At 53.5% G+C, this 25,051-nt stretch carries 23 protein-coding genes; 20 read left to right on the top strand and 3 right to left on the bottom strand.

Annotated elements, in window-relative coordinates; genetic code table 11:
* Positions 1-359: 359 nt before the first annotated feature.
* The 5 genes from P40081_RS15040 (at position 360) to P40081_RS15060 (ending at position 5,474) form a co-directional block, all read left to right on the top strand.
* Positions 360-2,360 carry a sensor domain-containing diguanylate cyclase gene (locus P40081_RS15040; protein WP_042136537.1) on the top strand — a complete coding sequence of 667 codons (2,001 nt, stop codon included), beginning with the start codon at positions 360-362 and terminating at the stop codon, positions 2,358-2,360.
* A 171-nt stretch (positions 2,361-2,531) separates the two neighbouring features.
* Positions 2,532-3,398 carry a hypothetical protein gene (locus P40081_RS15045; RefSeq protein ID WP_042136539.1) on the top strand — a complete coding sequence of 289 codons (867 nt, stop codon included), beginning with the start codon at positions 2,532-2,534 and terminating at the stop codon, positions 3,396-3,398.
* A gap of 95 nt (positions 3,399-3,493) precedes the next feature.
* Positions 3,494-4,609: an aminopeptidase gene (locus tag P40081_RS15050; protein WP_042136541.1), complete on the top strand. Its 1,116-nt coding sequence runs from the start codon at positions 3,494-3,496 to the stop codon at positions 4,607-4,609.
* 138 nt (positions 4,610-4,747) lie between these two features.
* On the top strand, positions 4,748-4,993 hold the full coding sequence (locus tag P40081_RS15055; RefSeq protein ID WP_042136544.1) for an HPr family phosphocarrier protein: 246 nt from the start codon (positions 4,748-4,750) through the stop codon (positions 4,991-4,993).
* Between the two features lie 178 nt (positions 4,994-5,171).
* Positions 5,172-5,474, top strand: a complete 303-nt coding sequence (locus tag P40081_RS15060; RefSeq protein ID WP_039297956.1) for an Fpa/YlaN family protein — start codon at positions 5,172-5,174, stop codon at positions 5,472-5,474.
* A gap of 72 nt (positions 5,475-5,546) precedes the next feature.
* On the opposite strand, the gene cax is transcribed toward P40081_RS15060, so the two are convergent.
* Entirely contained in the window at positions 5,547-6,617 is a 1,071-nt protein-coding gene (gene cax / locus P40081_RS15065; RefSeq protein ID WP_042136546.1) for a calcium/proton exchanger, read from the bottom strand.
* Between the two features lie 154 nt (positions 6,618-6,771).
* Between cax and P40081_RS15070 the strand changes: the two genes are divergently transcribed.
* The gene (locus P40081_RS15070; protein WP_019911482.1) at positions 6,772-7,137 is read left to right on the top strand and encodes an Asp23/Gls24 family envelope stress response protein; all 366 of its coding nucleotides are present in this window, start codon (positions 6,772-6,774) and stop codon (positions 7,135-7,137) included.
* 105 nt (positions 7,138-7,242) lie between these two features.
* Here P40081_RS15070 and ftsW read toward each other — a convergent pair whose 3' ends face one another.
* Together ftsW and P40081_RS15080 are read right to left on the bottom strand one after the other, a co-directional pair.
* On the bottom strand, positions 7,243-8,511 hold the full coding sequence (ftsW, locus tag P40081_RS15075; protein ID WP_081969965.1) for a putative lipid II flippase FtsW: 1,269 nt from the start codon (positions 8,509-8,511) through the stop codon (positions 7,243-7,245).
* Complete coding sequence (locus P40081_RS15080) at positions 8,508-8,855, bottom strand: YugN family protein (RefSeq protein WP_042136549.1); 348 nt, start codon at positions 8,853-8,855, stop codon at positions 8,508-8,510. The genes ftsW and P40081_RS15080 overlap by 4 nt, the downstream gene beginning before the upstream one ends.
* 239 nt (positions 8,856-9,094) lie before the next feature.
* Here P40081_RS15080 and P40081_RS15085 point away from each other — a divergent pair, with 239 nt between their 5' ends.
* The 14 genes from P40081_RS15085 to P40081_RS15155 all read left to right on the top strand — a co-directional run bounded on the left by P40081_RS15085 (position 9,095) and on the right by P40081_RS15155 (position 25,028).
* On the top strand, positions 9,095-10,267 hold the full coding sequence (locus tag P40081_RS15085) for an amidohydrolase (RefSeq protein WP_042136551.1): 1,173 nt from the start codon (positions 9,095-9,097) through the stop codon (positions 10,265-10,267).
* A gap of 80 nt (positions 10,268-10,347) precedes the next feature.
* On the top strand, positions 10,348-10,779 hold the full coding sequence (locus P40081_RS15090) for a CBS domain-containing protein (protein ID WP_042136553.1): 432 nt from the start codon (positions 10,348-10,350) through the stop codon (positions 10,777-10,779).
* Positions 10,780-10,952: 173 nt separating this feature from the next.
* Complete coding sequence (locus P40081_RS15095; protein ID WP_042136555.1) at positions 10,953-12,665, top strand: DNA repair helicase XPB; 1,713 nt, start codon at positions 10,953-10,955, stop codon at positions 12,663-12,665.
* Positions 12,662-14,827: a helicase-associated domain-containing protein gene (locus P40081_RS15100; RefSeq protein WP_042136557.1), complete on the top strand. Its 2,166-nt coding sequence runs from the start codon at positions 12,662-12,664 to the stop codon at positions 14,825-14,827. Before P40081_RS15095 ends, P40081_RS15100 begins: the two co-directional genes overlap by 4 nt.
* 46 nt (positions 14,828-14,873) lie before the next feature.
* A complete protein-coding gene (locus P40081_RS15105; RefSeq protein ID WP_042136559.1) occupies positions 14,874-15,311 on the top strand; it encodes a YlbF/YmcA family competence regulator in 438 nt (145 codons plus the stop codon).
* 42 nt (positions 15,312-15,353) lie between these two features.
* Positions 15,354-15,617, top strand: a complete 264-nt coding sequence (locus P40081_RS15110) for a YlbG family protein (protein WP_020432997.1) — start codon at positions 15,354-15,356, stop codon at positions 15,615-15,617.
* A 790-nt stretch (positions 15,618-16,407) separates the two neighbouring features.
* A complete protein-coding gene (locus tag P40081_RS15120) occupies positions 16,408-17,928 on the top strand; it encodes an ethanolamine ammonia-lyase reactivating factor EutA (RefSeq protein ID WP_052421840.1) in 1,521 nt (506 codons plus the stop codon).
* Positions 17,929-17,949: 21 nt separating this feature from the next.
* On the top strand, positions 17,950-19,305 hold the full coding sequence (locus tag P40081_RS15125) for an ethanolamine ammonia-lyase subunit EutB (RefSeq protein WP_042136564.1): 1,356 nt from the start codon (positions 17,950-17,952) through the stop codon (positions 19,303-19,305).
* Positions 19,306-19,325: 20 nt separating this feature from the next.
* Positions 19,326-20,036: an ethanolamine ammonia-lyase subunit EutC gene (gene eutC / locus P40081_RS15130; protein ID WP_042136565.1), complete on the top strand. Its 711-nt coding sequence runs from the start codon at positions 19,326-19,328 to the stop codon at positions 20,034-20,036.
* Between the two features lie 605 nt (positions 20,037-20,641).
* Positions 20,642-21,550 (top strand): EAL domain-containing protein, encoded by a 909-nt coding sequence (locus P40081_RS15135; RefSeq protein ID WP_042136567.1) that lies wholly within the window; start codon positions 20,642-20,644, stop codon positions 21,548-21,550.
* Positions 21,531-22,499, top strand: coding sequence for a GGDEF domain-containing protein (locus tag P40081_RS15140; protein ID WP_042136569.1), 969 nt, complete (start codon positions 21,531-21,533; stop codon positions 22,497-22,499). The genes P40081_RS15135 and P40081_RS15140 overlap by 20 nt, the downstream gene beginning before the upstream one ends.
* A gap of 117 nt (positions 22,500-22,616) precedes the next feature.
* Positions 22,617-23,054 carry a hypothetical protein gene (locus P40081_RS15145; protein WP_042136571.1) on the top strand — a complete coding sequence of 146 codons (438 nt, stop codon included), beginning with the start codon at positions 22,617-22,619 and terminating at the stop codon, positions 23,052-23,054.
* Positions 23,055-23,174: 120 nt separating this feature from the next.
* On the top strand, positions 23,175-24,074 hold the full coding sequence (locus tag P40081_RS15150; RefSeq protein WP_042136572.1) for a selenium metabolism-associated LysR family transcriptional regulator: 900 nt from the start codon (positions 23,175-23,177) through the stop codon (positions 24,072-24,074).
* Between the two features lie 93 nt (positions 24,075-24,167).
* Complete coding sequence (locus tag P40081_RS15155; RefSeq protein WP_042141104.1) at positions 24,168-25,028, top strand: PHP domain-containing protein; 861 nt, start codon at positions 24,168-24,170, stop codon at positions 25,026-25,028.
* Positions 25,029-25,051 lie beyond the last annotated feature (23 nt).

Raw genomic sequence — 25,051 nt, forward strand, 5'->3', positions numbered from 1 at the left:
TGTAGGGCCTATTTGCGCCGCAAATCGTATCCGTGAAAGCGTTAGATGGTTTCACACTGCCGAGGGAAGTTCAGCCGCTGCCCTGGCAGTAACGAAATGCGTAGAGGGTGACACAACGTTACGCCCAATTAAGACTTGTTACAGTCTTGTTCAACAATAAATATTATATGAAAATGACAGTCAAAGTCAAGCGCAACTTAAAAGAGTTTTTGTCTATCTTTGTCGTTAGTTCTTTGGTCCTAAAAAAAATCCCGGTTTTGAGGAAAATATAATGCAATACCTAAGAAAAGGGAGTAAAATATAGCTAATTAGATGTTATCGGGAAAATTTGATATCAAATAGCAAAGGGGATCCTCTTTATGTCGGAGCAGGAAGCATACGACCGCAAGGGCAGTCGTATGCTGTTACAGGACACCAAGCAATCAGGCGGAGATTATGAAGATCCCGCTGCTTGGCTGAGGGAGACGGACATAGTGTCCCATGATTTTCCTTATGCAGCCAACCTGATTGCCGAGAGTTTCAATGAATGGCTGGGACAGGCCGTACCGTCCTTCGCCAAGTCATGGAACTGGTGTGTACTGAACTATGAAGCGGAATGGATTGATCCCATATACGAATTCCGGCAGGGGCGCTGGAAGTCAGAATGGGAAGAGGCGGCGGGAGCCTGTCTGCGCTCTGGCGGGATGCATGCCATTGAGGTTCAGGAGGATGGACAAGCGCAGACATTATTAGCTATGCCGATCTTTACACGCGGACACGGGGAAATATTCGCGGTCCTCGGCTGTGAGATGCCGTCAGAGCAGTATGCCGAGGGTGGAAGACATACGGCAGAAGCGATGTCGATGCACTTCCAGACCTGCTTTTATCATAAATTTGAGCATGTATTTGTTTCGGATCTTGCAGGTGTGCACCTGCATGCCGAGCGGGAGAGCAGCCGCCGTTCACTGCTCTTTCAGATTGTCCAGCGGATGCATGACAACATAGATGTGGATGCCGTGCTTACCGAGGTGATCGACAGTATTGCGGCGATGTATCCCGGGGCGCGGCTGGACCTGTTCATGTCGCAGGACCACCGCAGTACACATCCCCAGGTCAAACCGCTGCCGCTCCACTGGGCCATTAATGACGTCTGTGCCAGAGCCTTCAAGGATGGACGGGTTGCGCTTCATGCCGGACGTGAGGACAGCTGTACGGTCGAGGTAGGTCTTCCGCTCGGAGGCAAGCAGGGTGTCTATGGTGTCTTTCATATGGTAATGGACAAACCCTCCTTCCGTGAAGTGGATCTGCGTTTTCTGACCATGGTTGCGGATACGGCCGGCACGGCATTCGAGAACGCCAAGCTGTATGAACGCTCCAACCAGCTTATCCGGGAGCTGCGTATGAGTAATGAGCTTACGCAGCGCCTCAATCAGAGCCTGCGTCTTGGGGATATTTTTCAATTTGCCTTTGAGGAGCTTCTGGGGATGTTCGAGGCCGATTATTGCTGCATCCTCCATATGAATGAAGAAAGAGGCGGACTCGAAGTCATTGCCTGTAATCATATCCCGCTGCTGGGGGAATTGGTGGAAGCCGGGCAAGGACTGGGCGGGAAGGTCTATACTTCAGGCGAGCCGCTTCTTCTATCCGACTATAAGTACGCCGCCGGAATGACCTCTAAGCTTTTGGATGCGACCGGCTCGCAGTCGCTGATCGCCACTCCGCTAAATGTAGGGGGAGAAGTCCGGGGGGCTATTATGCTTGCCCATAAGGACGCCCACTTCTTCTCCTACGACAGCTACAGGCTGCTGCAGGCTATGGCCGGGCATATCGGGCTTGCGGTCGGAAACGCGCGGCTGCATGCTGAAGTGCGGCGCCTGGCGAACCGCGACAGCCTGACCGGACTCTTCGCCCGGCATTATCTGGATGAGGAGATCAAACAGCGGCAGTCTACGGATTTCTGCGGAACGCTGATTGTTGTTGACATCGATCAGTTCAAGGCGGTCAATGACACTTACGGCCACCAGAAGGGTGACAAAATACTGAAGCAGGTAAGTGAAATTGTGAAGTCCTCGATCCGCCAGGGGGATATCGCGGCCAGGTGGGGCGGAGAAGAGCTTGCCGTGTATCTGCCCCAGCTTGGGGTGCAGCAGGCAGTATTTGTGGCCGAGCGCATCCGCAAGCGGGTGATGGGGGAGACGGAGCCGCGTGTAACCGTGTCCTGCGGTATTGCAGAGTGGAGCTGGACAGATGAGCGGGTGAGTGTAGAATCGCTGTTCTACCGGGCGGACATGGCGCTGTATGAAGCCAAGAACAACGGCCGGAACCAGGTAGTGATTGATAACAAAATCGTTGAGAATACCGCTAAGAATCCTTGGGCCTAAGCCTCAAGGGTTCTTTTATTTAGTTGGGGCCCCCGCAAAGTACTTGGGTCATCATCGAAGCCTAAGCTCCACTTTGTGGGGTTGTTTGTGGGGTTAATTTGCGTATAAGCCCTGCAATCAGGGAGACCCTAGGAAGAATGAATGATAATCCGACCGGAGGTCTTGAATGCCATGGTGAAATTATTGCTGTCCCGTGCAGGAATCCTCTCCCTTGTCCTGCTGATCTGCTTGATTCCTGTAAGCGGCTGCGGCGTCATGAATGACAGGCCGGCTGACGAGGATCTGAGTCTCGTGCTGGCCGGGATGGACGGCAGTGACGGCGTTTCCTTCGAAGGGGCGGTAGCGCTGCTGGTCGGCGGCAAGGCGGTTCCGGAATCCTCACTCTATTATGGAGGAAAGGTGGCTGACCATAACAAAGTCAGCTTATATTCCCTGCTGCCGGACGGGAGCCAGCCGGGTGCCGCCGCCGGATCAGCTCCGCATCCTCTTGAGCAGGGCTCAGGGGATGTTCCGGTCTACTACACCAGACTGGTGAAGGAAGACGGTGAATGGAAGACGCAGCAGGCAGCGCCGGCTCTGCAGGAGAGCAATCCGCTGGAGGCGCTGAACCCGCTCCGGCAGCTGGAAGAGCTGGAGGGGCTGGAGAAGACGGTAACCGAGGAGGCGGGGAGTGCCAGGGGAACCCGCGTGCTGCGCATTGAACTGACGCCGGAGGAAGCGCGCAGCCAGCTGTCGGCGGAGCTGGAACGGGAGATGCAGGCGATAAGGCCGGCTAGCCAGGTTGCCGCTGGAACGGCTGCTGGGGAGCCCGCTAAGGAGCTGGAGGCACGCGAAGCATTATGGGAGCAGAAGCAGGCTGAACTGCAGCAGAGACTGAAGCAAGCCAGTATCAGGACGGTTTATTATCTCAAGGTAGATGCGAAGCGCAATCTGCCCGCGCGGCTGACCTGTAACCGGACGACAACCTCCCCCGGCAGTGCGGGAGTGGTTACTGAGGAAACCTACATTACACAGGTTGATTTCTATGGCTATCAATGAAAGCTCACATGCCGTAAGAGCTTGCGCTCTTTAGCGGGCGTGCTACAATATAACGGTATATTTATTTTCAGCATGAGGAAGGAAGAGAGAGAAACATGAATGATCCACGAATTCAGAAGCTTGCGGCGAACCTGGTAGGGTATTCCGTAAACGTACAACCCGGCGAGAATGTGCTCGTCGAAATGATCGGCAGTGAAAGAGATTTAATTAAAGCAGTAGTGGAAGAAGTGGGCAAAGCCGGAGGCCGTGCATTTGTACAGCTGACGGATCGTACCGTTCTGCGCAGCATGCTTAAATATGCTACACCTGAAGGCATCCAAACCTGGGCAGAGATCGATCTGAACCGGATGAAGCAGATGGACTGCTATATCGGCATCCGTGCCGGTGAGAATGTCAATGATCTGGCTGATGTGCCGGAAGAGAACATGAAGCTCTACAATTCACTCTATTCCCACCCGGTACATAGCGAACAACGCGTCAAGCATACCAAATGGGTAGTATTGCGTTACCCTAATGCCAGTATGGCGCAGCTTGCCAATACAACAACCGAGGCTTTTGAAGACTTTTACTTTGCGGTCTGCAATCTGGATTATGCCAAAATGGACAAAGCCCAGGATTCGCTGGCTGAGCTTATGCGCAGAACGGACAAGGTGCGGATTGCCGGTCCCGGAACGGAGCTTACCTTCTCCATCAAAGGCATCGGCGCAGAGAAATGCTCCGGCCAGAAGAACATTCCCGACGGTGAAGTCTACAGCGCACCAGTGCGTGACTCTGTGAACGGGACGATCAGCTACAATGCTGCGACGCTCTATAACGGCGTGACTTTTGAGAATGTGAAGTTTACGTTTGAGAACGGCAAAATCATCGAAGCCTCCAGTAATGACACGGTGCGGTTGAACGAGATACTCGATTCCGATGACGGCGCGCGCCATATCGGTGAATTCGCCATTGGCTTCAACCCGTATATTCTGCATCCGATGAAGGACATTCTGTTCGATGAGAAGATCGCAGGCAGCCTGCACTTTACACCGGGCCAGGCTTATGATGTTACGGACAACGGCAACCGTTCGTCCATTCACTGGGATCTCGTGCTCATTCAGCGTCCGGAGTACGGCGGCGGAGAGATTTACTTTGACGATGTGCTGATCCGCAAGGACGGGATTTTTGTGCTGCCGGAGCTTGAAGGTCTGAATCCCGAGAATCTGAAATAAAATGTAATACAAAGCTCTGAAATGCAAGCCTGTAAGCTTGTTTTCAAGAAACACCTTGCGTGAGTAAGCGGATTCAATGTATCATGGAATTGGTTACAAATGAACTTAAGTTTATTATCAAGTTGCGGAGGGATTTCTATGTCCAGTAACAATGCGGCAATCGTGGATATTGCACAAACAGCCAGCCAGTTTAATTCATCTATCGTTCTTCAAGCGGACAACAAGTACATTGATGTTAAGAGTATCCTTGGTCTGTTCACTACTCTGGTATCGAGCCAAAGCTACGAGCTTCATGTACATGGCACAGATGCCGAGGAAGCCAAGAAAGCAATGAGCGAAGTGTTTGCTAAGCACAATTTGAACTTTACAGTTGTAGCGGAGTAATCCATTATTTCCGAAGACGTCCGGCCTTGCGGCAGGGCGTTTTTGCTGTGTGACCCGTAATATTTGTCCGTTCTTCACGAATCGTAAACTGAATTCTTGTATTAGGTCCTGATTTCGACTAATATTAAGTATAATAAGCAGTAGAAGCTGTAACTTTTGGACATAGGGGGGATAATGCATGACTTCATCGGATTTGCAGGAACAGCTTAATATCAAAGCAATCAATCTTCTACAAGAAGATGCCAATAAAATTGAGAAGCTTATTGAAGTGCAGATGGAGAATTTGGCGACTCGTTACTGCCCTCTCTATGAGGAAGTGCTGGATACCCAGATGTATGGTTTCTCCAGAGAGGTTGATTTTGCGGTCAGAGCCGGGCTGGTGCCTGAATTCACAGGCAAGCAGGTCCTGAGCAAGCTGGAACGCAACTTGGCTGTACTGTACGAAGCACTCAATAAGAAGGCTGAGGAGCGGGAGATGTAATTCCGGTCATTCATAAAAACGCACACGGGGACCCGGGAGGCCGCTCATGTGCGTTTTTTTTGTGCAGAGTTGTTATACCAGATAGAACGATACACCGAGAATCAGATATACCGCGAGCAGCAGCAGACCTTCGTACCAGTTGGTTGAGCCGTCCTGAATAATCGACTTGGCGATAAATACCGATACAGCAATAGCTACAATCTCGATGGTGGTGAATACGATGGACATGGTGTTGCCCATGAAGTAGCTGGCAAAGATCAGCACCGGGGCAACGAACAGGGCAATCTGCAGACTGCTTCCTACGGCAATCTCTACCGCAGCGCCGATCTTGTTCTTCATGGCCAGCATAATGGCTGCACTGTGCTCGGCGGCATTACCTATGATTGCCACCAGGAATGCACCGACGAACAGCTCACTGAAGCCGAAGCGTTCTGTCAGGGTCTCCAGGGTGCCGACCAGCCATTCGCTGACGAAAGCGACCATAACCGTAGCGACCACCAGGTAGAGGATCGAACGGTTTCTGGACCAGACCGGAGCATGCTCATTAGGCAGCTCTTCTGCACTGTCATCCGTTACATCAGCGAGATATTTCTTGTGCGTAATCATAGAGAAGACGAGCCAGGCCATGTAAGCGGCAATCAGGAGGCCGGCGACGACAAGGCTGAGTACATCTGTATCCTTCTCTGTGATAGAGTGGGTGTTGAAGAACATGGCGGGCACGAACAGGGCGATGACGGCAACAATCATCAGCGATCCGTTCAGCCCGGCGAGCGTGACATTGAAGTTCTGAACCTTGAACTTCATACCGCCGGCAAAAATACTGAGTCCCAGCACCAGCAGGAGGTTACCGATGATCGAGCCGGTGAGACTGGCTTTGACCATGTCGAAAAGTCCTTCTTTGACCAGGAAGAAGGCAATGATCAGTTCGGCAGCGTTGCCGAATGTGGCGTTAAGGAACCCTCCAAGCCGCTGACCGGCATAGTGGGCTACGCTTTCTGTCGCCCGGCCGAGGAAACCGGCCACGAAGATAACCGAGATAGCGGATAATACGAACTGCAGGGTATGGTCCCAGTCCGCATAATGTCCGATGGCGCTGAGGAGGAAGGTGATGACCAGCAGCGCCGGCGAGATCCATTTTTTCAAGGTAAAGCACACTCCAGTCTCTGTATGTAGGTTGAATTCATAATCAATATACCCAAATTGTTCCTGACTGTAAACGGGAATGCGAGAAAGTCATTTGCTTTTTAGCCTGTTTTCGAATTACAATAATTGATAATGAGTGTAGGGGGGATATGGCATGGCAGAACAACTTCAACTAGAAATGGGAAATATACGGATATCGAATGATGTTGTCTCGAAAATTGCCGGATTGGCAGCTTTGGAGACTCCCGGAATTGCAGCCATGTCTGGCGGTTTGTCTGAGGGCTGGGCGAAACGCCTGAGCGGTAAGAATGTGCAGAAGGGCGTTACTGTTGAAGTGGGCCAGCTGGAAGCGGCAGTGGATTTGCGCATTATTGTTCTCTATGAAACGCCGATTCATGAAGTGTGCCGGATGCTGCAGCAGAATGTCCGCGAGGCTGTGGAGAGCATGACAGGGCTTCATATCGTAGAGGTAAATGTTAAGGTAGAAGGCGTGGCCTTCAAGAACGATGAGATCTCGTAAGCGCTAACTGCATAAAGCGCATGACGGGTACACAAAAGGCAGTCCGGGGAATTTATCCGGACTGCCTTTTGTTATACCTTATTCAACCGGTCAGGATGCAGCCTCTTAACGGGCACGCGTGCTGGCACGGCTATTCGCACGTACCTGTCTGACGGTAGTGACGGACTTGACGACTTCCTCTTTGGAGGGACGGTTGGTTTCCCTGGAGATGCTGAGCATAATCCCCATACAGAGCATGGTGACCAGCAGGGAAGAGCCCCCGTAGCTGATGAAGGGTAACGTAACTCCCGTAAGCGGAATAGTGTTGGTCACACCGCCGATATTGATAAAGGCCTGAATCGCAATCAGCCCCATCACACCTATGCCGACCAGTGTGCCGAAGGGGTCTGTACACCGCAGCGCGATCAGAATGCCTCTCCAGATGAAATACAGATAGAGCAACAGGAAGATGGAGGTTCCTACAAATCCGAGCTCTTCACCGATAATGGCAAAAATAAAATCCGTATAAGGGTACGGCAGATAGTGCAGCTTCTGGATGCTTTGGCCGAAACCGGAGCCTTGTGTCCCGCCTTCTCCCAAAGCGATCAGTGACTGCATAATGTTATAGCCGCTGCCTTCCGAGTTATTCTCGGGGTCCAGGAAGGCCTCGATCCGGCCTTGTCTGTAATCCTGATTGGCCGCTGCCTTCTCGGTCGGCGGCGACAAGGAGTCGATGGCTGTCTTGGCTCCCATGACAAGAGCGACACCCAGGACCAGCAAGCCGATTGAGCCAAGAATATGCTTCATGCTCGCGCCGCCGGCATAGATAACAAGACCGCTGGTAGCCACGAGAATCAGACAAGAGCCCAGATCCGGCTGCATCATGATCAGTCCGGCCACAATACCGACGATGATCATCACAGGAATGTATCCGGTGCGAAGATCCCGCAAACGTTCGCCTTTTTTGGTGATGAGTGCAGACAGGTACAGAATGATAGAGATCTTGGCCAGCTCGGTAGGCTGGATGCCAAGGCCTCCGATGTTCATCCAGCTCTTGGCTCCGTTAATTCTCTCGGTGGTAGCCACGAAGAGCAGGAGCACCAGCGTGATGACGAAGATCGGAGCGTACCATTTCTTGAACTTGCTGTAATGGATATTCATCACAGTGAACATGACGAAGCTTCCCAGCACGGCCCAGACTAACTGGCGTTTCACGAAATAAAAAGCGTCATAGCTGAATTTCTCACTGGCCAAAGTTAAGCTGGAGCTCGCGCTGAAGACCATGACCAGACCGAAGCCGACGAGCAGCAGGGTAAGAATAAGCAACTGGAAATCGGGCGTTCCTCTTTTGGGCAGGCTGGCTTTGGAGGCTGTTTTTCCCTTCGCGGTACTCAAGCTTCCAGCAGCTCTTTCAATTGATGAATATGCTCTGTTGCGGTATCCAGTACCGCCTGAGGCACCTTAGATTCATACTCCAGACCGTGGGGGAAAGTGGCTTTGCCCAAGTAGACGGCTTCAATGGCCAGTATGGCATCCGCCTTTTCCAGCTTCCCTTCCACAGCGCGGGTGTTGATCCGCAGGAAGTACTCGCCGCCGTTCTGGCGGTCTTCTATCTTGCAGTCGTATGTAGCGCGGTAGTATTCCCACTGCCAGCGGATAAACCCGGCTTTGGTTGCGCTCTCGTCCAGATAAAGAAGGTCACTCTTCAATCCTTCGAGGCCCGTGTTCTCAAATATCATAGCGCACAACTCCCCTGTATGAAGTATAATGATACATTTGTAATTAAAATTTGCGATGTTCCTCCTCATGATAGTATGTTTCACGGGGTTGTGCAAGGTAGAGCGGGCCTATTGATACCCACTTTTTTGTGTTTCTGCTACAATAAAAGATATATGGCATGCTGCGGCCGGTCTTTACATAGAAGAGTCAGACTGCAGGCTTGTCCGAAGTATGCTGCCGGAGAAGGGAATGGAGAATTATGGAGAGGTTAGCGGTAGAGGAGCTGCTGCCGGAGATGGTGAAATGGCGCCGCCATTTACACCGCCATCCGGAGCTGTCTTATCAGGAGAAGGAGACATCCGCCTATGTCGGGGCAAGACTGTCCGAACTTGGGATTGAAGTTAGAAGAAGCGGGTCCGGCTACGGACTGACAGGTATACTTACAGGGGCACTGCCCGGCAGAACAGTTGTTCTGCGTGCAGATATGGATGCCCTGGCGATAACTGAAGAAAATGGACGGGAATATGCTTCGCAGAATCCCGGGGTTATGCATGCCTGCGGACATGACGGGCATACGGCTATGCTGCTGGCTGCGGCTGCCTATTACAGTGCACGCCGTGAAGATATCCGCGGCGAGATCCGTTTCCTGTTCCAGCCGGCGGAAGAGGTCTGTCCGGGCGGTGCAATGGGGATGATCGCAGAAGGTGTGCTGGACGGTGCAGATGCCGTCTATGGACTGCATCTGTGGACGCCGTTTCCGCTAGGAACCGTAGGCAGCGCGCCAGGCCCGCTGATGGCCTCCGCCGATGAATTTTTCATCGATATTATCGGCAAGGGCGGCCACGGCGGCATGCCGCACCGTACGGTGGACAGCATTGTGGCAGGGGCGGCCCTTGTCACCCAGCTGCAGAGCATTGTCAGCCGGACTGTAGATCCGCTGCGTCCTGCAGTGGTCAGCGTAGGAACGATTCAAGGCGGATCTGCCCAGAATATTATTGCCGAGCGCTGCCGGATTACCGGGACTGTGCGTGCGTTCGATGAAGAGACACGCTATCTGATCCGTCGCAGAATCGAGGAGATGACGGCTTCCATCGCAGCAGCGTATGGTGCAGAGGCGACTGTCGAGTATCTGATGGGTTACCCGCCGCTGGTGAATGATGAAGCGGAATTTAACCGCTTTTACCGTGTCGCCCCGGAGGCGCTGGGAGAAGGCGCAACTGTTATGCTGATGGAGAAAATTATGCCTGCGGAGGACTTCTCCTATTATGTTAAGGAAATCCCCGGCTGCTTCATCTTTGTGGGCGCTGGCAATCCTGCCAAGGATGCCGTCTATCCGCATCATCACAGCAAATTTGATTTTGACGAGGATGCCATGCTCTATGGGGCGAAGCTTCTGGTAGCCATGGCCGATTCCTGTCTGAATGAACAATAATGTATTTGTATAATATTTGACGCTTGAGGAAAAACTACTCACAAATGGCATGGTGACATGGCAGACAGGAGGGTTCATTCTTGAAGACAGTCAAGGAAGTAATGACCGCCAATCCGGCTTCGGTCACGCTGCTCGATAATATCTATGAGGTTGCCGTCAAAATGAGAGATTACGGGACGGGCTTCATTCCTGTAGTAGATTCGGCCGACGGGGCAACGCTGCTGGGTGTAATCACGGACCGTGATCTTGTATTACGAGGCTATGCGGACAAGCATCCCGGCTCCACAGCCGTTGAAACCGTCATGAGCCGGGAGGTTATCTCCATTTCGGAGACGGCTTCTGTTGATGAGGCAGCGGAACTGATGGCTTCAAGGCAAATCCGCCGTATTCCGGTGACCCGTGACAAGAAGCTGATCGGAATTGTGTCGCTTGGCGACTTGGCGGTGAAAAGGATTTATGCGGATGAGGCAGCAGAGGCGTTAAGCGGAATCTCCCAGCGGCAGCTGCATTAAATAGGGTTATGGGAAGCTCATGTCCGTTAAACGGAGGTGGGCTTTTTCAAAATTGAAATTAATATGCAGAAAGCCCCACGTTGTGGGGTTATTTTGTGCTACCTGTTTATGGGGATAATCCATTTCCTGCTGTATTAAAGCTTATACACTGTAGATCACAAGGAGGGAATACTATGAATGCTGATGGAAAGGGTGCGTGCATTACCAGAAACGACCGGACCATTCTGCTGGAATGCGGCCATCCCGGATATGAGGAAGCCCGGGCAGTCCTGGCTGATTTTGCCGAGCTTGTCAAAAGCCCTCCGGTCTATCACACCTACCGGATAACGCCGTTGTCCCTGTGGAATGCAGCGGCTGGAGGCCAGGAGGCAGAGGCGGTTATTGCTAAGCTCCGCATGCTGTCACGCTGGGGAATTCCCTCCGGCCTTGAGGGTGAAATCAGGCAGCTGATGGCCCGGTACGGAAGATTGCAGCTGCGCACGCATGAAACTGATCCGCTGCTCATTACGCTCTCGGCTGATCAGGCCGGACTGCTGGATGAACTGGAGGGCAGCCTGATTCTGAAAGAGCTGGGCTGGTACAGGGCAGGCTTTTTGCAGAGCCATTGTCCGAAGAGCAACAGGGGGCTGCTCAAGCAGGAATTAACAGGACTTGGTTATCCTGTACTCGATTATGCCGGTTTCCGGGACGGGCAGGAGCTGAAGCTTGCCTGGACGGAGGAAGCGGGGAAGGGGGCCGGAATTAGCGGCGAGGCTTTCGGGCTCCGGGATTACCAGAGAGATGCTGTACAGCAGTTCCAGGGGATTGGGGGCATCGGCGGCAGCGGTGTTGTTGTTCTGCCTTGCGGTGCGGGCAAAACGGTAGTAGGGATTGCAGTACTGGAGCATCTGCAGTGTGAAACGCTGATTCTTACCTCCAGCACGACCTCGGTCGAGCAGTGGCGGGGTGAGCTGCTGCAGCGGACGACCCTGAACGTGGATGAAGTCGGGGAATATTCCGGTGAGAAGCGGGAGGTACGGCCTGTCACGGTCGCCACCTATCAGATTCTGACCCACCGTACAGCCAAGGGAGGGCCGTTTGTCCACATGAATCTGTTCAATGAGCGGAACTGGGGACTCATAATTTATGATGAGGTCCATCTGCTTCCGGCTCCTGTCTTCAGGGCAACGGCAGACATTCAGGCTACGCGCCGGCTGGGTCTTACAGCAACACTGGTCCGGGAGGACGGCAGGGAAGGTGATGTGTTCTCCCTGATCGGGCCCAAATGTTACGATCTGCCCTGGAAGGTGCTGGAGAGGCAGGGATGGATTGCGGCAGTGGATTGTACAGAAGTGATAGTCCCGATGGATGAGCGGCTGCGGCAGCAATATATCTATGCCGGGGCGAAAGAACAGTTCCGCCTTGCGGCCGGCAATCAGGCTAAGGCTGCGGCCGCGGCATCGATTGCTGCGACACATGCCGGGGCGGCGATCTTGGTGATCGGCCAGTACCTGGACCAGCTGGAGCAGCTGGCGGAGACTCTGGGCGCACCGCTTATTACCGGCAAAACTACACAGAAGGAACGGAGCGCATTGTATGCCGCCTTCAACGAAGGGCGGTTGCCCCTGCTGGTCGTTTCGAAGGTGGCTAATTTTGCCGTCAATCTGCCGGATGCCTCGGTGGCGATTGAGGTATCCGGAGCCTTCGGCTCACGGCAGGAGGAGGCTCAGCGGCTGGGGCGTATTTTGCGGCCTAAGCCGGGCGACAACAAGGCGTATTTCTATACGCTGGTCTCGGGGGACAGCAGGGAGCAGGAATTTGCCTTGCGGCGCAGGATGTTCTTAACCGAGCAAGGCTACGATTACGCAGTCAGTATGCTGGAATCCGCGGAGGAGGCTATTCTATGATGAGGCAGGAGCCTGATGCAGATATTCAGAAGCTGACGCCGGAAGCGCAGGCAGTGCTCCAGGCGATTTGTGCGGAACACGCAGCCAGCCCTTGTGCGGCGGATAGCATTGAACGGCTGCGGCCGGCATTCCTGTGCCGCGCTGAGCAGGAGCTGGCGCTGAATGAGCTGCTCATGGCAGGGATGCTGGAGCTGCGCCAGAAAATGTGGGGAGAGAAGCTGTATCAGATCCCGCAGCAGAGGTTCCCCCGGATCGGGCGGAGCTTCTGGCCTGCCTGTCCGCAGAGTCTTGGAGAAACAGATGTACAGGCCCAGCTTGCTGCCTGCACGGGTCTGGCTGCCGAGCTGTTCCGGGGACTGTTATTTACAGCGCGGGAGGGCTTGCCGCTGACGGCCAAGGGACTTATACACAAGAAGCAGCTCGGTCTGCTGGCAGGCCAGCTGTCGATGCAGGAGGAGCATCTTGCTGGACTTAAGCTCAACCAGGCCAGTTCTGAGCCTTACCCGCTTCCGGTAACAGTTATCTTAGATTTGATGGCTGTTCTGGGTCTGATCGGCCGCAGCAGCAGCGGATATTTAATAGACATAACGAAGCTGCAGTGCTGGCTGGCGCTGACTGAGCAGGAGATGACCGATACGCTATACCGCATTGTAATTAGCCGATACGGCTCTCCGGAGCCTGCCGGACAGCATTTCAGACATCTGATCTCCACGGCGGAATTCCCCCCGGGAGAATGGTTTGCCGTGCCGCCTCTTCTGGAATGGATGATACAGAGCGGCCTTGCCAAAGAGCAGTCTGTTGCTGGGCCGGACGGTCCGGAGCTGCATGCGTCCGCCATGGCCTGGCTCCGCTGCCTGGCAGGCTTCGGCTGGTGTGACCTGGGTTATTCAGCCAAGGGAGAGCCCTGCTTCCGGTGGAAGGCAGTGAAGCCGCAACTGGACGGAGCTTCGGCAGGTACAATAGAGCCGGAGATAAGCGGAGAAGATACAGGTATAGTGAAAGCGGAGGAATCGCAGCCAGATGAAGCCTGCGGCGGATCTGCTGTACCAGAAGGCCGGCCAGAACATGAGCATGATTATGAGCAGGTGCAGGAGCAGGAACAGGAGCAGGAGCAGGAGCAGGAGGAGATACTCTCCGGCAGCTCATTGAAGTCAGGGGAGACTGGCGCGGACTGGGGTTTGCCTGCAGAATCTGCTGTACCTGCGGCCGGCAGGTTCGTTGTCCAGCCGGATTTCGAGGTGCTGGTCCCGCCTGAAGTTCCGTATACCATCCGCTGGACCCTGGCAGGATACGCCGAGCTGCTGCATAATCAGGACCTCTGGAGCTTCCGGCTGACCCGGGAAATGCTGGAGTCCGCAGCGGAGCTGGGGTGTCCTCCAGGGAATGCCATTGCTTGGCTTACCGCGAATGCTCAAGGGGGGCTGCCGGAGCAGGTGGAGCTGTCGCTTCGGCAGTGGGTTAAGGGAATCGGGCGGACATCATTGTCTGAGGTTATTGTGTTGTCCTGTGCAGGTGAACAGGAGAGCGGAGATATTGCTGCGCATCCCCGGCTGCAGGATATTCTGACCCGGATTGGCCCGCTCCACTTCATCGTTCGCCCGGAATCTGTTGGCCAGCTGCGCAAGGAGCTGGCTGCAGCCGGGCTGGCTCCGCCAAGAATCATCGGCGGCCGGGAGGATGCCTTGCAGCCTTACAACCCGTTCGGACCTTTTGAACGGCCCGCAGCATCACTCCGTTATGAGCTTCCTTCTCCCGTCGGGGAACGGGGACTGCTTGGTGCTGCAGCGTATCCGAAGCTCCTGCCATTGGCGGGGACAGCGCAGGATCAGGAGCTGCTTCCGGGTGAAGATGCCGTTCCGCAAATGTGGTTCAACCAGTGGAGGCAATACCATGTGACTACGGCGCAGAAGGTGATGGAGCAGGCGCTGGGCTGGGGAATCAAGGTTAGAATTTCTATGCAGGGCCAAACTGCAGACTTCATTCCGGAGCAAATAAGCGGGCGCCCGTGGAGAGTTCGGGGGAATCTGCTGCGTTCAGGTTCAGGGACTGTAGAGCAGATTCAGCTTGCCGCCGAAGACTGGCAGGAAATGAAGCTGCTGCATCCTGTCAAACAGAGAAATTCCTCTTCTTCTCGAGCAGCCGGATATGTTATGATAAGGTAGTCTACCGTTTGCGGTAGAACATTAATGCAGAAAAGAGTTGAAGTTCATGAGCGTAGCGGAATTAAATACGGTCGATATGGCCGAAGTGCTGACATACGCCTATGAATTAGGCGATATGATTAATCAATCCGCCGAAGTGTCGGATTACTTATACTGGAAAGGGCGGGTCGATCAGAGCCCCGAAATCCAGGCCATGGTCAGACGGCTGCAGAGCAAGAAGGAGCTGTTTGAGGAGACACAGCGGTTTGGACATTTTCACCCGAACTATCATTCGGCCAAGGATGAGGTTGAGTTAGTAGAGCGGGAGCTGGAACAGTTCGAAGAGGTTGTCCGCTTCAAGAATGCGGAGAAGACGCTGGATGATATTCTTCACTCCATGTCTGAAGCAATCGCCTTCTCGGTATCGGACAGCATCAAGGTTCCGAGCAATGACCCGTCCCCCAAAGGCGGATGCGGCAGCGGAGGCAAATGCTCTTGCGGATAAGCTGGCCGTATAGAGAATAGAGAAAGAAAGGCGGATGAGCTTATGTTTGCGGAACGGACAGGTTATATCGTTTGGGTTAGCGACGTCAAGGCAGCGCGTAACCTGGAGAAATACGGAACACTGCACTATGTTTCCCGAAAGATGCACTATGCGGTAATGTATGTGAACGCGGAACGCGCCGAGGAAGTTATGAAGAATGTCCGCAGACTTTCCTACGTGCGTAAGATTGAACGTTCCTACCGCAATGAACTCAAGACTGAATACACCAGCAATGGACCGGACAAGTCCCGTTATTACGGTTTGTAAATTTAAATATAGCCATTTTGGACAGGCGCCGCTGGCGTCTGTTTTTTTGTATTTAATATATTTTATGATCACATAAACAATTTGCCAGCGGTAGGGCAGACGAGCCGAATGTAAGCGAAAAACCGAATACAATGTGCCAATGATAGGGTAGATGAGCCGAATGTAAGCGAAAAACCGAATACAATGTGCAAATGATAGGGTAGATGAGCCGAATGTATGCGAAAAACCGAGTACAATGCTCCAATGATAGGGTAGATGAGCCAAATGTATGCGAAAAACCGAATACAATCTGCCAATGATGGGGTAGATGAGCCAAATGTATGCGAAAAACCGAATACAATCTGCCAATGATGGGGTAGAAGAGCCAAATGTATGCGAAAACCGAATACAATGTGCCAATGGTAGGGCAGACGAGCCAAATGTATGCGAAAAACCGAATACAATCTCCAGCGATAGGGAAGACGAGCCAAATGTATGTGAAAAACCGAGTACAATACTCCAGCGATGGGGCAATGAACCGAATGGGGTATGATTACCTTGGAATCTGCCAAAAGCGGGACGGATGACATTTTCCCGGGGGAATGTTAACTAAATTGACAGCTAATCGCCGGTGACTTACTATATCCTCAAGGAAAGCAAGCTGATCCCGCTGGGATTATCTGCAATAGATCTATACAATAAATACAATACAATACAATAAATACAACACAATGAGTTCAACAGAGGTCTCAGACGTAATAGCCACGCATGGCAGAGCGGTGCAAGTCTGATAAGGCGTCTTTTTTATACTTTGGCATTTATTTTGGCACTGCAGCAGGCGGGAGGGAACGGCATAGAACCGAAGCGCGAGATCACCAGTGTCGGAATTGATATTGGAACTAGTACGACTAAAATAGTCTTCAGCAGACTTACGGTCGGACGGAGATATGGTCTGTCCATGCTACCGCAATATCAAATCACGGAGCGGAATATTATATATGAGAGCCCGATGCATCTAACACCGCTAATAGGCGAATCGCAAATCGATCTTCCGGCGCTACAGCAGATCCTGTCGGCAGAGTACCACAGCGCGGCACTGAAGCCTGAGGAGGTAGATACAGGGGCTGTCATTATTACTGGAGAAACGGCGGTAAGACCGAACGCGGATTCCATCCTCCATCAGCTGGCGGGGGAGTCGGGAGAGTTCGTGGTTGCCCAGGCAGGCGGGGATCTGGAGGCTGTCCTTGCAGGTAAAGGCGCTGGAGCGGAAGCTCATTCGCAAAGAGCGGCGGGGACAATAGTCAATGTGGATATCGGAGGCGGTACGGCAAACGCGGCATATTTCAATAGCGGAAGTTGCAAAGGAACCTTGAACTTTCATATCGGCGGCCGGCTGATCATGCTGGATAAGGCTGGAACCGTAGCGAAAATATATCCCGCAGCCCGGCAATGGCTGAACCGTGAAGGGCTGTGGCTGCAAGAGGGGGAGCAGGCGGACTGGCCTGTGCTGCAGGAGGTCACCCGGAGATGGAGTGAACTGCTGCTGGAGGTCCTGCTTAAGGGCAGTGATCCGCAAGCCTGTCCATTAATCTATGGTCACCCGGACCTTCCGGCTGCATTTGCAAGAGAGGCTACAGTTACGGAGCTTTGGATCTCCGGGGGTGTGGGTGCATTAATGGAGCAGGCCGCTCCCCGCAATATCGCGGAGACTGCAAGGTATGGGGATATCGGGCCGCTGCTGGCTCATGCCATTAAAAAGGCGGCCGAACACTACCCGGTGAAGCTGCAGGCCGCTCCAGGCGCGCAGCGGGCTACAGTGATTGGTGCCGGTGTTCATACCCTGCAGCTCAGCGGTTCAACGGTTTATGCAGACCCCAACCTGCTGCCGTTGCGGAATATTCCCGTAATAGAGCTGGTCTGGCCCGTACAGATCCAGGACGTTGAGCAGCCGGATGCGTTTTTAGCCTCTATACAAGCCGCTTTTGCTGCGGGAGCCATAAGGCACGGTTCAATTGAACCGGAAGCAATGCAGTTTGCAATCGCCATCCCGGAAATCACCCCCTGTTCCTATGCTGTGTTACGCCGGATTGCTGAAGCAGTGACCGGGTGCTCCCGGAGGTATAAGCTGAAGCTTTGCATCCTGATCTGTGAGAATGACATTGCCAAAGCTTTGGGCAATTGTATCTATCTGCTATCCCAAGGCCGGCAAGCCTGCGTCTGTCTGGACCAGATTACAGTGGCGCATGGCGATTATATTGACATTGGAATCCCGGCGGACGGGAATTATATACCGGTTGCCGTTAAGACCCTGGTTTTCAATTCAACAAATTAGGCGGAAAGGAAGTGATAACCGATGAAGCTGACAGTCTCCCTGCTTGGCGAGAGCTACCGGTTTCATGATCTGAAGGAGCTGTTTGCCAAGGCAAATGAAGAAAAGTCAGGGGACCAGCTTGCCGGAATCGCTGCAGCGGACGACCGCGAACGGATGGCAGCCAAGCTTGTGCTGGCCGATTTGACCCTTGCGGATATCCGCAGCCACCCGCTGCTGCCTCCAGAGACTGACGAGGTGTCCAGAGTGATCGAAGAGGGAGTCGATGAAGCGGTCTACGAAACGATCCGCAGCTGGACGGTTGGAGAGCTGAGAGAACAGCTGCTCGCTGCATCTGAGACTGAGGTGCGCCGGATCGGCAGAGGCCTGAATAGTGAGATGGCCGCTGCGGCGGCCAAGCTGATGTCCAATCTGGATCTGATCCAGGCCGCGGCCAAGTGTGAAGTGATTACCCGCTGCAATACTACGCTGGGAGAACGCGGGCGGCTCGGGAGCCGGGCCCAGCCCAATCATCCTACGGATGATCCGCTGGGGATGAAGGCTTCCATCTATGAAGCATTGAGCTACGGCATCGGGGATGCGGTAATCGGTATCAATCCTGTCATTGATACAACAGACAATATTATCCGCCTCCTCCACGAAACCAAAGAGGTCATTCACAGATGGGGCATACCAACGCAGAACAGTGTGCTTGCCCATGTGGCCACCCAGATGAGAGCCATATCCAAGGGGGCTCCGGCGGATCTGATCTTCCAGAGTCTTGCCGGTACAGAGAGCGGCAACCAATCCTTCGGGATTGATCTGCGGCTGCTGCAGGAGGCGGATCAGCTGATCCGGGAGTCCGGCACGGCCAGCGGGGAGAACCGCTGGTATTTCGAGACGGGCCAGGGGTCTGAGCTGTCAGCGGGCAGTCATCACGGTGTGGACCAGCTTACACTGGAATCCCGCTGCTATGGTCTGGCCAAAGCATTCAAGCCGTTTCTGGTGAACACCGTCGTCGGTTTTATCGGACCTGAGTACCTCTATGACAGCAAGCAGGTAATCCGGGCCGGACTTGAGGATCATTTCATGGGCAAGATCCAGGGACTCCCGATGGGTGTGGATGTCTGTTATACGAACCACATGAAGGCAGACCAGAATGACATGGATAACTTAGCTGTCCTCCTGGCGGCCGCCGGAGTAAACTTCTTCATCGGGGTTCCGATGGCGGATGACTGCATGCTGAATTACCAGTCGACCAGCTTTCATGATATTGCTACTGTACGGGAGCTGCTGCGTCTGCAGCCGGGGGCAGAGTTCTCAGCTTGGGCGGAAAAAATGGGTATCCTGAAGAATGGCCGATTGACTGCACTTGCCGGTGATCCGACGCGGTTTATCTAAACAATGAAGGAGGAGCAAGCATGGTATTCCACGATCCGGATGGAATGGAAAGATTGCGTAAGGCTACACCGGCGCGGATCGGCACAGGCCGGGCAGGAACACGGCCGACGACCCGTGAGCAGCTGCAGCTGCGCCTGGATCATGCGGCTGCAGTCGATTCAGTATACGGCAGCGTCAGCAGCATCTTGCTGGATGATCTGGAGCTGTTTGCGGTTAACTCAGAGGTGACGGAGAAGGAGCTGTACCTGAAACGGCCGGATCTGGGCCGGCAGCTGCCAGAGAGCAGTATCCGGCTTCTGCGGGAGCGCTGTATCCAGGCTCCGCAGGTGCAGATTGTGGTGTCGGACGGACTAAGTGCCGATGCCATTGAGAGCAACCTGCGGGATATTTATCCGGCGCTGCTGGACTCTCTGGCAGTTCACGGGCTGGCTGCGGGGACGCCATTTTTTGTACGGAAGGCCAGGGTCGGCTGTATGAATGCTATTGGCGATATTCTGGAGCCCGAAGTGATTGTTCTGCTCATCGGGGAACGTCCGGGGCTGATCACCTCCCGGTCCATGAGTGCTTATCTTGGCTACAGGCCGCGTTCCGGAATGACAGATTCCCAGCGGATGGTTCTATCCAACATTCATCAGGGAGGCACTCCTCCGGTTGAGGCCGGAGCTCATCTGGGCAGCCTAATCGCCAGGATGCTGGAGCTCAGAATGAGCGGAGTGGGCCTTGAGCTGTAACTGAGCTTTAATTCTAACGTACCTATAAGTCTCATGCTCTTTTGTGTTTCTAACCTAACCTCATTCCGCCAATGCGGGCCTGAGGTTATTTGCTGTACCCGGAAATACCTTGAGTATGTTCCGGTTAGTACAACAGCTCATTTAATGCAACAATTTGTGTATCCAGTATCAATTGGGTATTCAGTGATAGTTGTAGTTTGTGCAGTTAAAAACAGCGAAAAGATGTGCTTGCATCGTTTTACTGTATTCTGTACAACTAAATCTGCCAAAATGGGTGGAAACCTTCTGCTACAGTCACTTTAATTGCACGAAATACAACTAAAAGTTGAGGGGGTTCAAAGTCAGAGGATTTAGTTGTACAAAGTGCAATTAAGCATACCGGATACTCCTAGGCACATATCATGTCCGGGTCATTGCAGACCCTCAGCAGGCGATTTACCTAAGTGATTTTCACTAGTGTGAATTGGACGTTATACCAGTCCGGGCCTGTCCTTAATTACTGCCGGAAACCGTTGACTGCCGCCCATAGTTTATACCTGCTTAATACTTCCGGACTATGCTGGAGAGAGTGACAAAATTCACGAAGAAAACATACGGGTGATAAAATGAATAAATCAGGGACACTGTCCCGCAAGCTGGCGGCGCTGCCGCAATACTTTCAGCATCTGAGCGGAAGATTCAGGGAAGAAGCCAGGGAGCTGGGCAGATTATCGATGCTGCTTGATATTATGGATAAGGAGATGCTGGATACGTTCTTTCAGCCGATTCTGCATTTGCGGAGCGGGATAACGATCGGACATGAAGTGCTGAACCGTCCGCCCAGGTCCCCGCAGTTCCCGAGCACCGAGCATTTCTATGATTTTGCCGGAAGGACAGAGCAGATGTTCAGATTCGAGCAGTATTGCCGGAGAATGTCCTTGTCCCGTTATATGGAGAGGCTGCCGGAGGCGGATGCTGCGGGAGATAAAATGTTATTTGTTAACGTGCATCCGGGGGTGCTGAATGATTCCCGTCACAAAAGCGGTGAAACCCTTACCCTCCTGAAGGAGCTGGGACTTGCGCCGGAGCGTGTGGTGTTTGAGCTGACGGAACGTCAGGCGGTGCAGGATTATATCGGATTCGAGAAAGTGTTGTCCCATTATCGTGAACAGGGCTTCCGCATTGCCGTTGACGATGCCGGCTCCGGTTACAATAGTCTCAAGACGCTGGTCTACCTGAAGCCGGAGTTCATTAAGCTGGACAAGTCGCTGATCCGCGGAATTCACAGCAGCAGGGAACAGCAGGAGCTGCTGGAGCTGGTCCGGGAATACGCGGACCGCTCGTCTACCCGGGTGATTGCCGAAGGCATCGAGACGGCGCATGAGCTGCTTTTTTTGCAGATGGCAGGAGTGGAGTTTGGTCAAGGTTATGCGCTTGGAAGACCGGCCCATCTGCCTGAGCATGGAGGATTTCCGTCTTCGGCACTGCCGTTTCCAGTAAGAGGAGGGTATAGGCATGTTTCTTCAAATTGGTGAAATCGCCGAACAGATTCCGGAAATTACGATCCATCACAAATGTGAGTACGTAGATCAGATTTTCAAAAAGAATCCACAGCTCCAGGGCGTCGCAGTAACTGACAATGGCTGTACGGTAGCGCTCATCATGAGAATCCGTTTTTATCAGCAGATCGGTACGCTGTATGGTTATACTCTGTATATGGGCAGATCCGTGGAGCTGGTGATGGATAAAAATCCGCTTGTGGTGGATTATAAGACGCCGATCATTGAGGTGAGCAGGCTGGCTATGGCCAGGAACGAAGAGAATCTGTATGACTATGTGATCGTCACCCACGGAAACGCATTGTTCGGAGCGGTGAGCGTGCGGGATCTGCTGCTTAATTTTGCGGAAATTCAGGCGGTGGCAGCCAGCTTTCTGAACCCGTTAACGGGACTGCCGGGCAATGTCAGTATTACAGAGTGGATGGTTAAATCGCTGCTGCAGGAGCAGTTCAGTGTTCTTTACATTGATCTGGATCACTTTAAGGCCTACAACGATACATACGGGTTTAAGGAAGGCGACCGGATGATTCAGGCTACGGCGGAGCTTCTGAAGCATGAGGCGCTGCGTCTGGACGGTTTTTTGGGACATATCGGCGGGGATGACTTTATTATCTTCATCAGCCATTATCAATATGAGGAGTGCTGCAGGAGCATCATCAGGGCGTTCGATAGGGTGGTACAAGATTTCTATCATGCCGGGCATCTGGCCCGGCAGTTTGTGCTGACCGAGAGCCGTTCAGGACGGATGGAGGAGATTCCGCTGGTCTCAATCTCCATCGCCGTTGTAACCAACCGCAGCCGCAGATTCGCTTCGGTTGAGGATCTGTCCGAAGAAGCGGCCCGCTTCAAAAAAAACTGCAAAATGATCAAAGGCAGCAGCTATGTCGATGATAGCGATATCAGCCTGCACAAGATCGGACACTAAGACTCACGCCTGTACACTTCACAGGGAGGGCGGAATGCTTGAACAACAGACATCAATGCGGTAAGATTGACAACAATAAGAGCATGCCAAGACCCTTTTACGTGGAGTGTGATGACAATGCATGGCAAGGGGATGGAATGGTGGGGGGCGTATGAGCCCTTCCATATCGTGCTGAATAACTACGGGATTGCCGATATCGTGCTTACCCAGCATGCGAAGAGCCGCTATGCGGACCGGGTCGCTGAGGAGAATAACGGGAACGGCGACGTGACGGCATGGATCTGGCAATGCTTGAAGCAGAACAGGGTTAGACCCTATTCGCACAGTGAGTATAATGCCTATCTGATCGATGATGATACGGTGATTGTGGTCGATTTCAGGCAGCTTGAGGGCGTAACCACGCTCTCCGGTGAGCCGCTGTACGTCATGGTGGTGGTGTCGTTTCTCGGCCGGATTTCGGCGACTCCCCAGCTGCGGGATCTCAAGAAATACTATTCGTGGCTGCGTCACTCCCGCCGTATGAAGCTGATGAAGAAGCGCCGCAGACGCAAGTAGAAGAGAGTATGGCAACGAAGGCATGCGGCTTATGGCTGCGTGCCCTTTTTTGAAGAATTGCCATTCATTCGAAGCAAATCGCCACTTTGAGTGGTTATTTTGAAAAGGAGTCAGAAAAGCATGAACTTTCACCAGCTACATATTTTTTATACCGTATCCGAACGGGGCAGCTTCTCGGCGGCGGCACTGACGCTGCATATGACACAGCCCGCAGTGACGATGCAGATTCAGGCGCTGGAGGATTATTTCGGAGCCAAGCTGTTTGACCGGTCGACTAAAAAAATAATGCTCTCCGAAGCCGGCCGCACGCTGATGCCATTCGCGCTGCGCAGTATGCAGCTGATGCGGGAGACGGATCAGGCGATGTCAGCCTTCACCCATATGCTGGAGGGCCGGCTGCAGCTGGGCGCGAGCCTGACGATCGGCGAATATGTGCTTCCGCGCCTGCTCGGCCCCTTCGGCAGGGAATACCCGAACATCTCAATCATGATGAAGGTGATGAACACCACGCAGATTATGGAGGAGATTAACAAACACCAGCTGAACTTCGGGCTGATCGAAGCGCCGGTGTCCCATCCGGATATGGTCATCGAGCCCGTTATGGGCGATGAGCTCAAGCTAATCGTTCCGCAGGGTCATACGCTGGCGGACCAGGCTGAAGTTACCCTAAGCGATGCGCTCGGCTATCCGTTCGTGCTGCGTGAGCAGGGCTCAGGGACACGGAGAGTGATGGAAGAGCAGCTGTTAGCGAAGGGGCTTGATCCCGGCGCCATGCGGATTGTGATGGAGCTGGGCAGTACAGGCGCTGTGAAGTCGGCTGTGGAGGCCGGGCTTGGAATTACGATTATTTCAACATCATCGGTTAAGCATGAGGTGGCGCTCGGACTGCTGAAGATTGTCAATCTCACAGATGCCACGTTCAAACGGCAGTTCTACGCGATTCATCTGAAGTCGACGCTGCTGCCGATTTCGGCTGTAACGTTCCTGGCCTTCCTGCGCCAGCATGCGGACGGGCAATAGCTGAATAAGAACGCCGCAGACAAGATATAACTTGGAGAATGGAGGGGGATTCATATGGAAGAGAAGAATAATAACAGTGAACATACGCAGGGAATCGAAGAGGGGCCCGCGCCGGGAAGATGTGATCTGCATAGCCACACACAGGCTTCGGACGGTATGCAGCCTCCGGCTGAGAATGTGCGTCTGGCTTATGAGAAAGGGCTGGCGGCGGTAGCCATTACCGACCATGATACCGTAAGCGGTATTGCAGAAGCGCTGGAAGCCGGTAAGCGGCTGGGAATTACGGTGGTTCCCGGTGTAGAGATCAGTACGCGGGCCGGAGGGAAAGAGATTCACGTGCTCGGCTATTATATCGATACAGAGCAGGAGCTGTTCCTGTCCCGGCTGGAACAGCAGCGGAATACCCGCCTGGGGCGAAATGAGGCAATAATAGACAAGCTTCGCGGGCTGGGGATTGAGATCAGCATGGAGCAGGTGTTATCGGGCATGGGCAGAGAGCTGAAGCCGGATGAGAGTGTTGGCCGGCCGCATATTGCCGATGAGCTAGTGCGCCTGGGAGCGGCAGCGGACATGCGGGATGCGTTCGATAAATATCTGGCTGAAGGTGCAGCGGCGTATGTATCGCCTCCGCGCATCACGCCGGAAACCGCTTGCCGTTGGATACAGGAAGCGGGCGGTGCAGCGGTGCTGGCCCATCCCGGTATTTACGGGGATGATGAACTGGTGCGGAAGATCCTGGAGACCGGTGCTCTGCGCGGAATCGAGGTCTACCATTCCGATCATGGTCCGGCGGAGCATGAGCGTTATCTTGCGCTGGCTGAGGAATTCGGCCTGCTGGTCACCGGCGGCTCGGATTTCCATGGGGCGCGGCATGGCGTGATTTTCCACGGGGATATCGGCAGTGTCCATGTATCCACAGCTGTGCTGGAGCAATTGAAGGCAGCCCGAAGCTGAGCCTGAACCTGAATGAAGCGATC

The organism is Paenibacillus sp. FSL P4-0081 (assembly GCF_000758565.1).
GTDB lineage: Bacteria > Bacillota > Bacilli > Paenibacillales > Paenibacillaceae > Paenibacillus_AQ > Paenibacillus_AQ phytohabitans.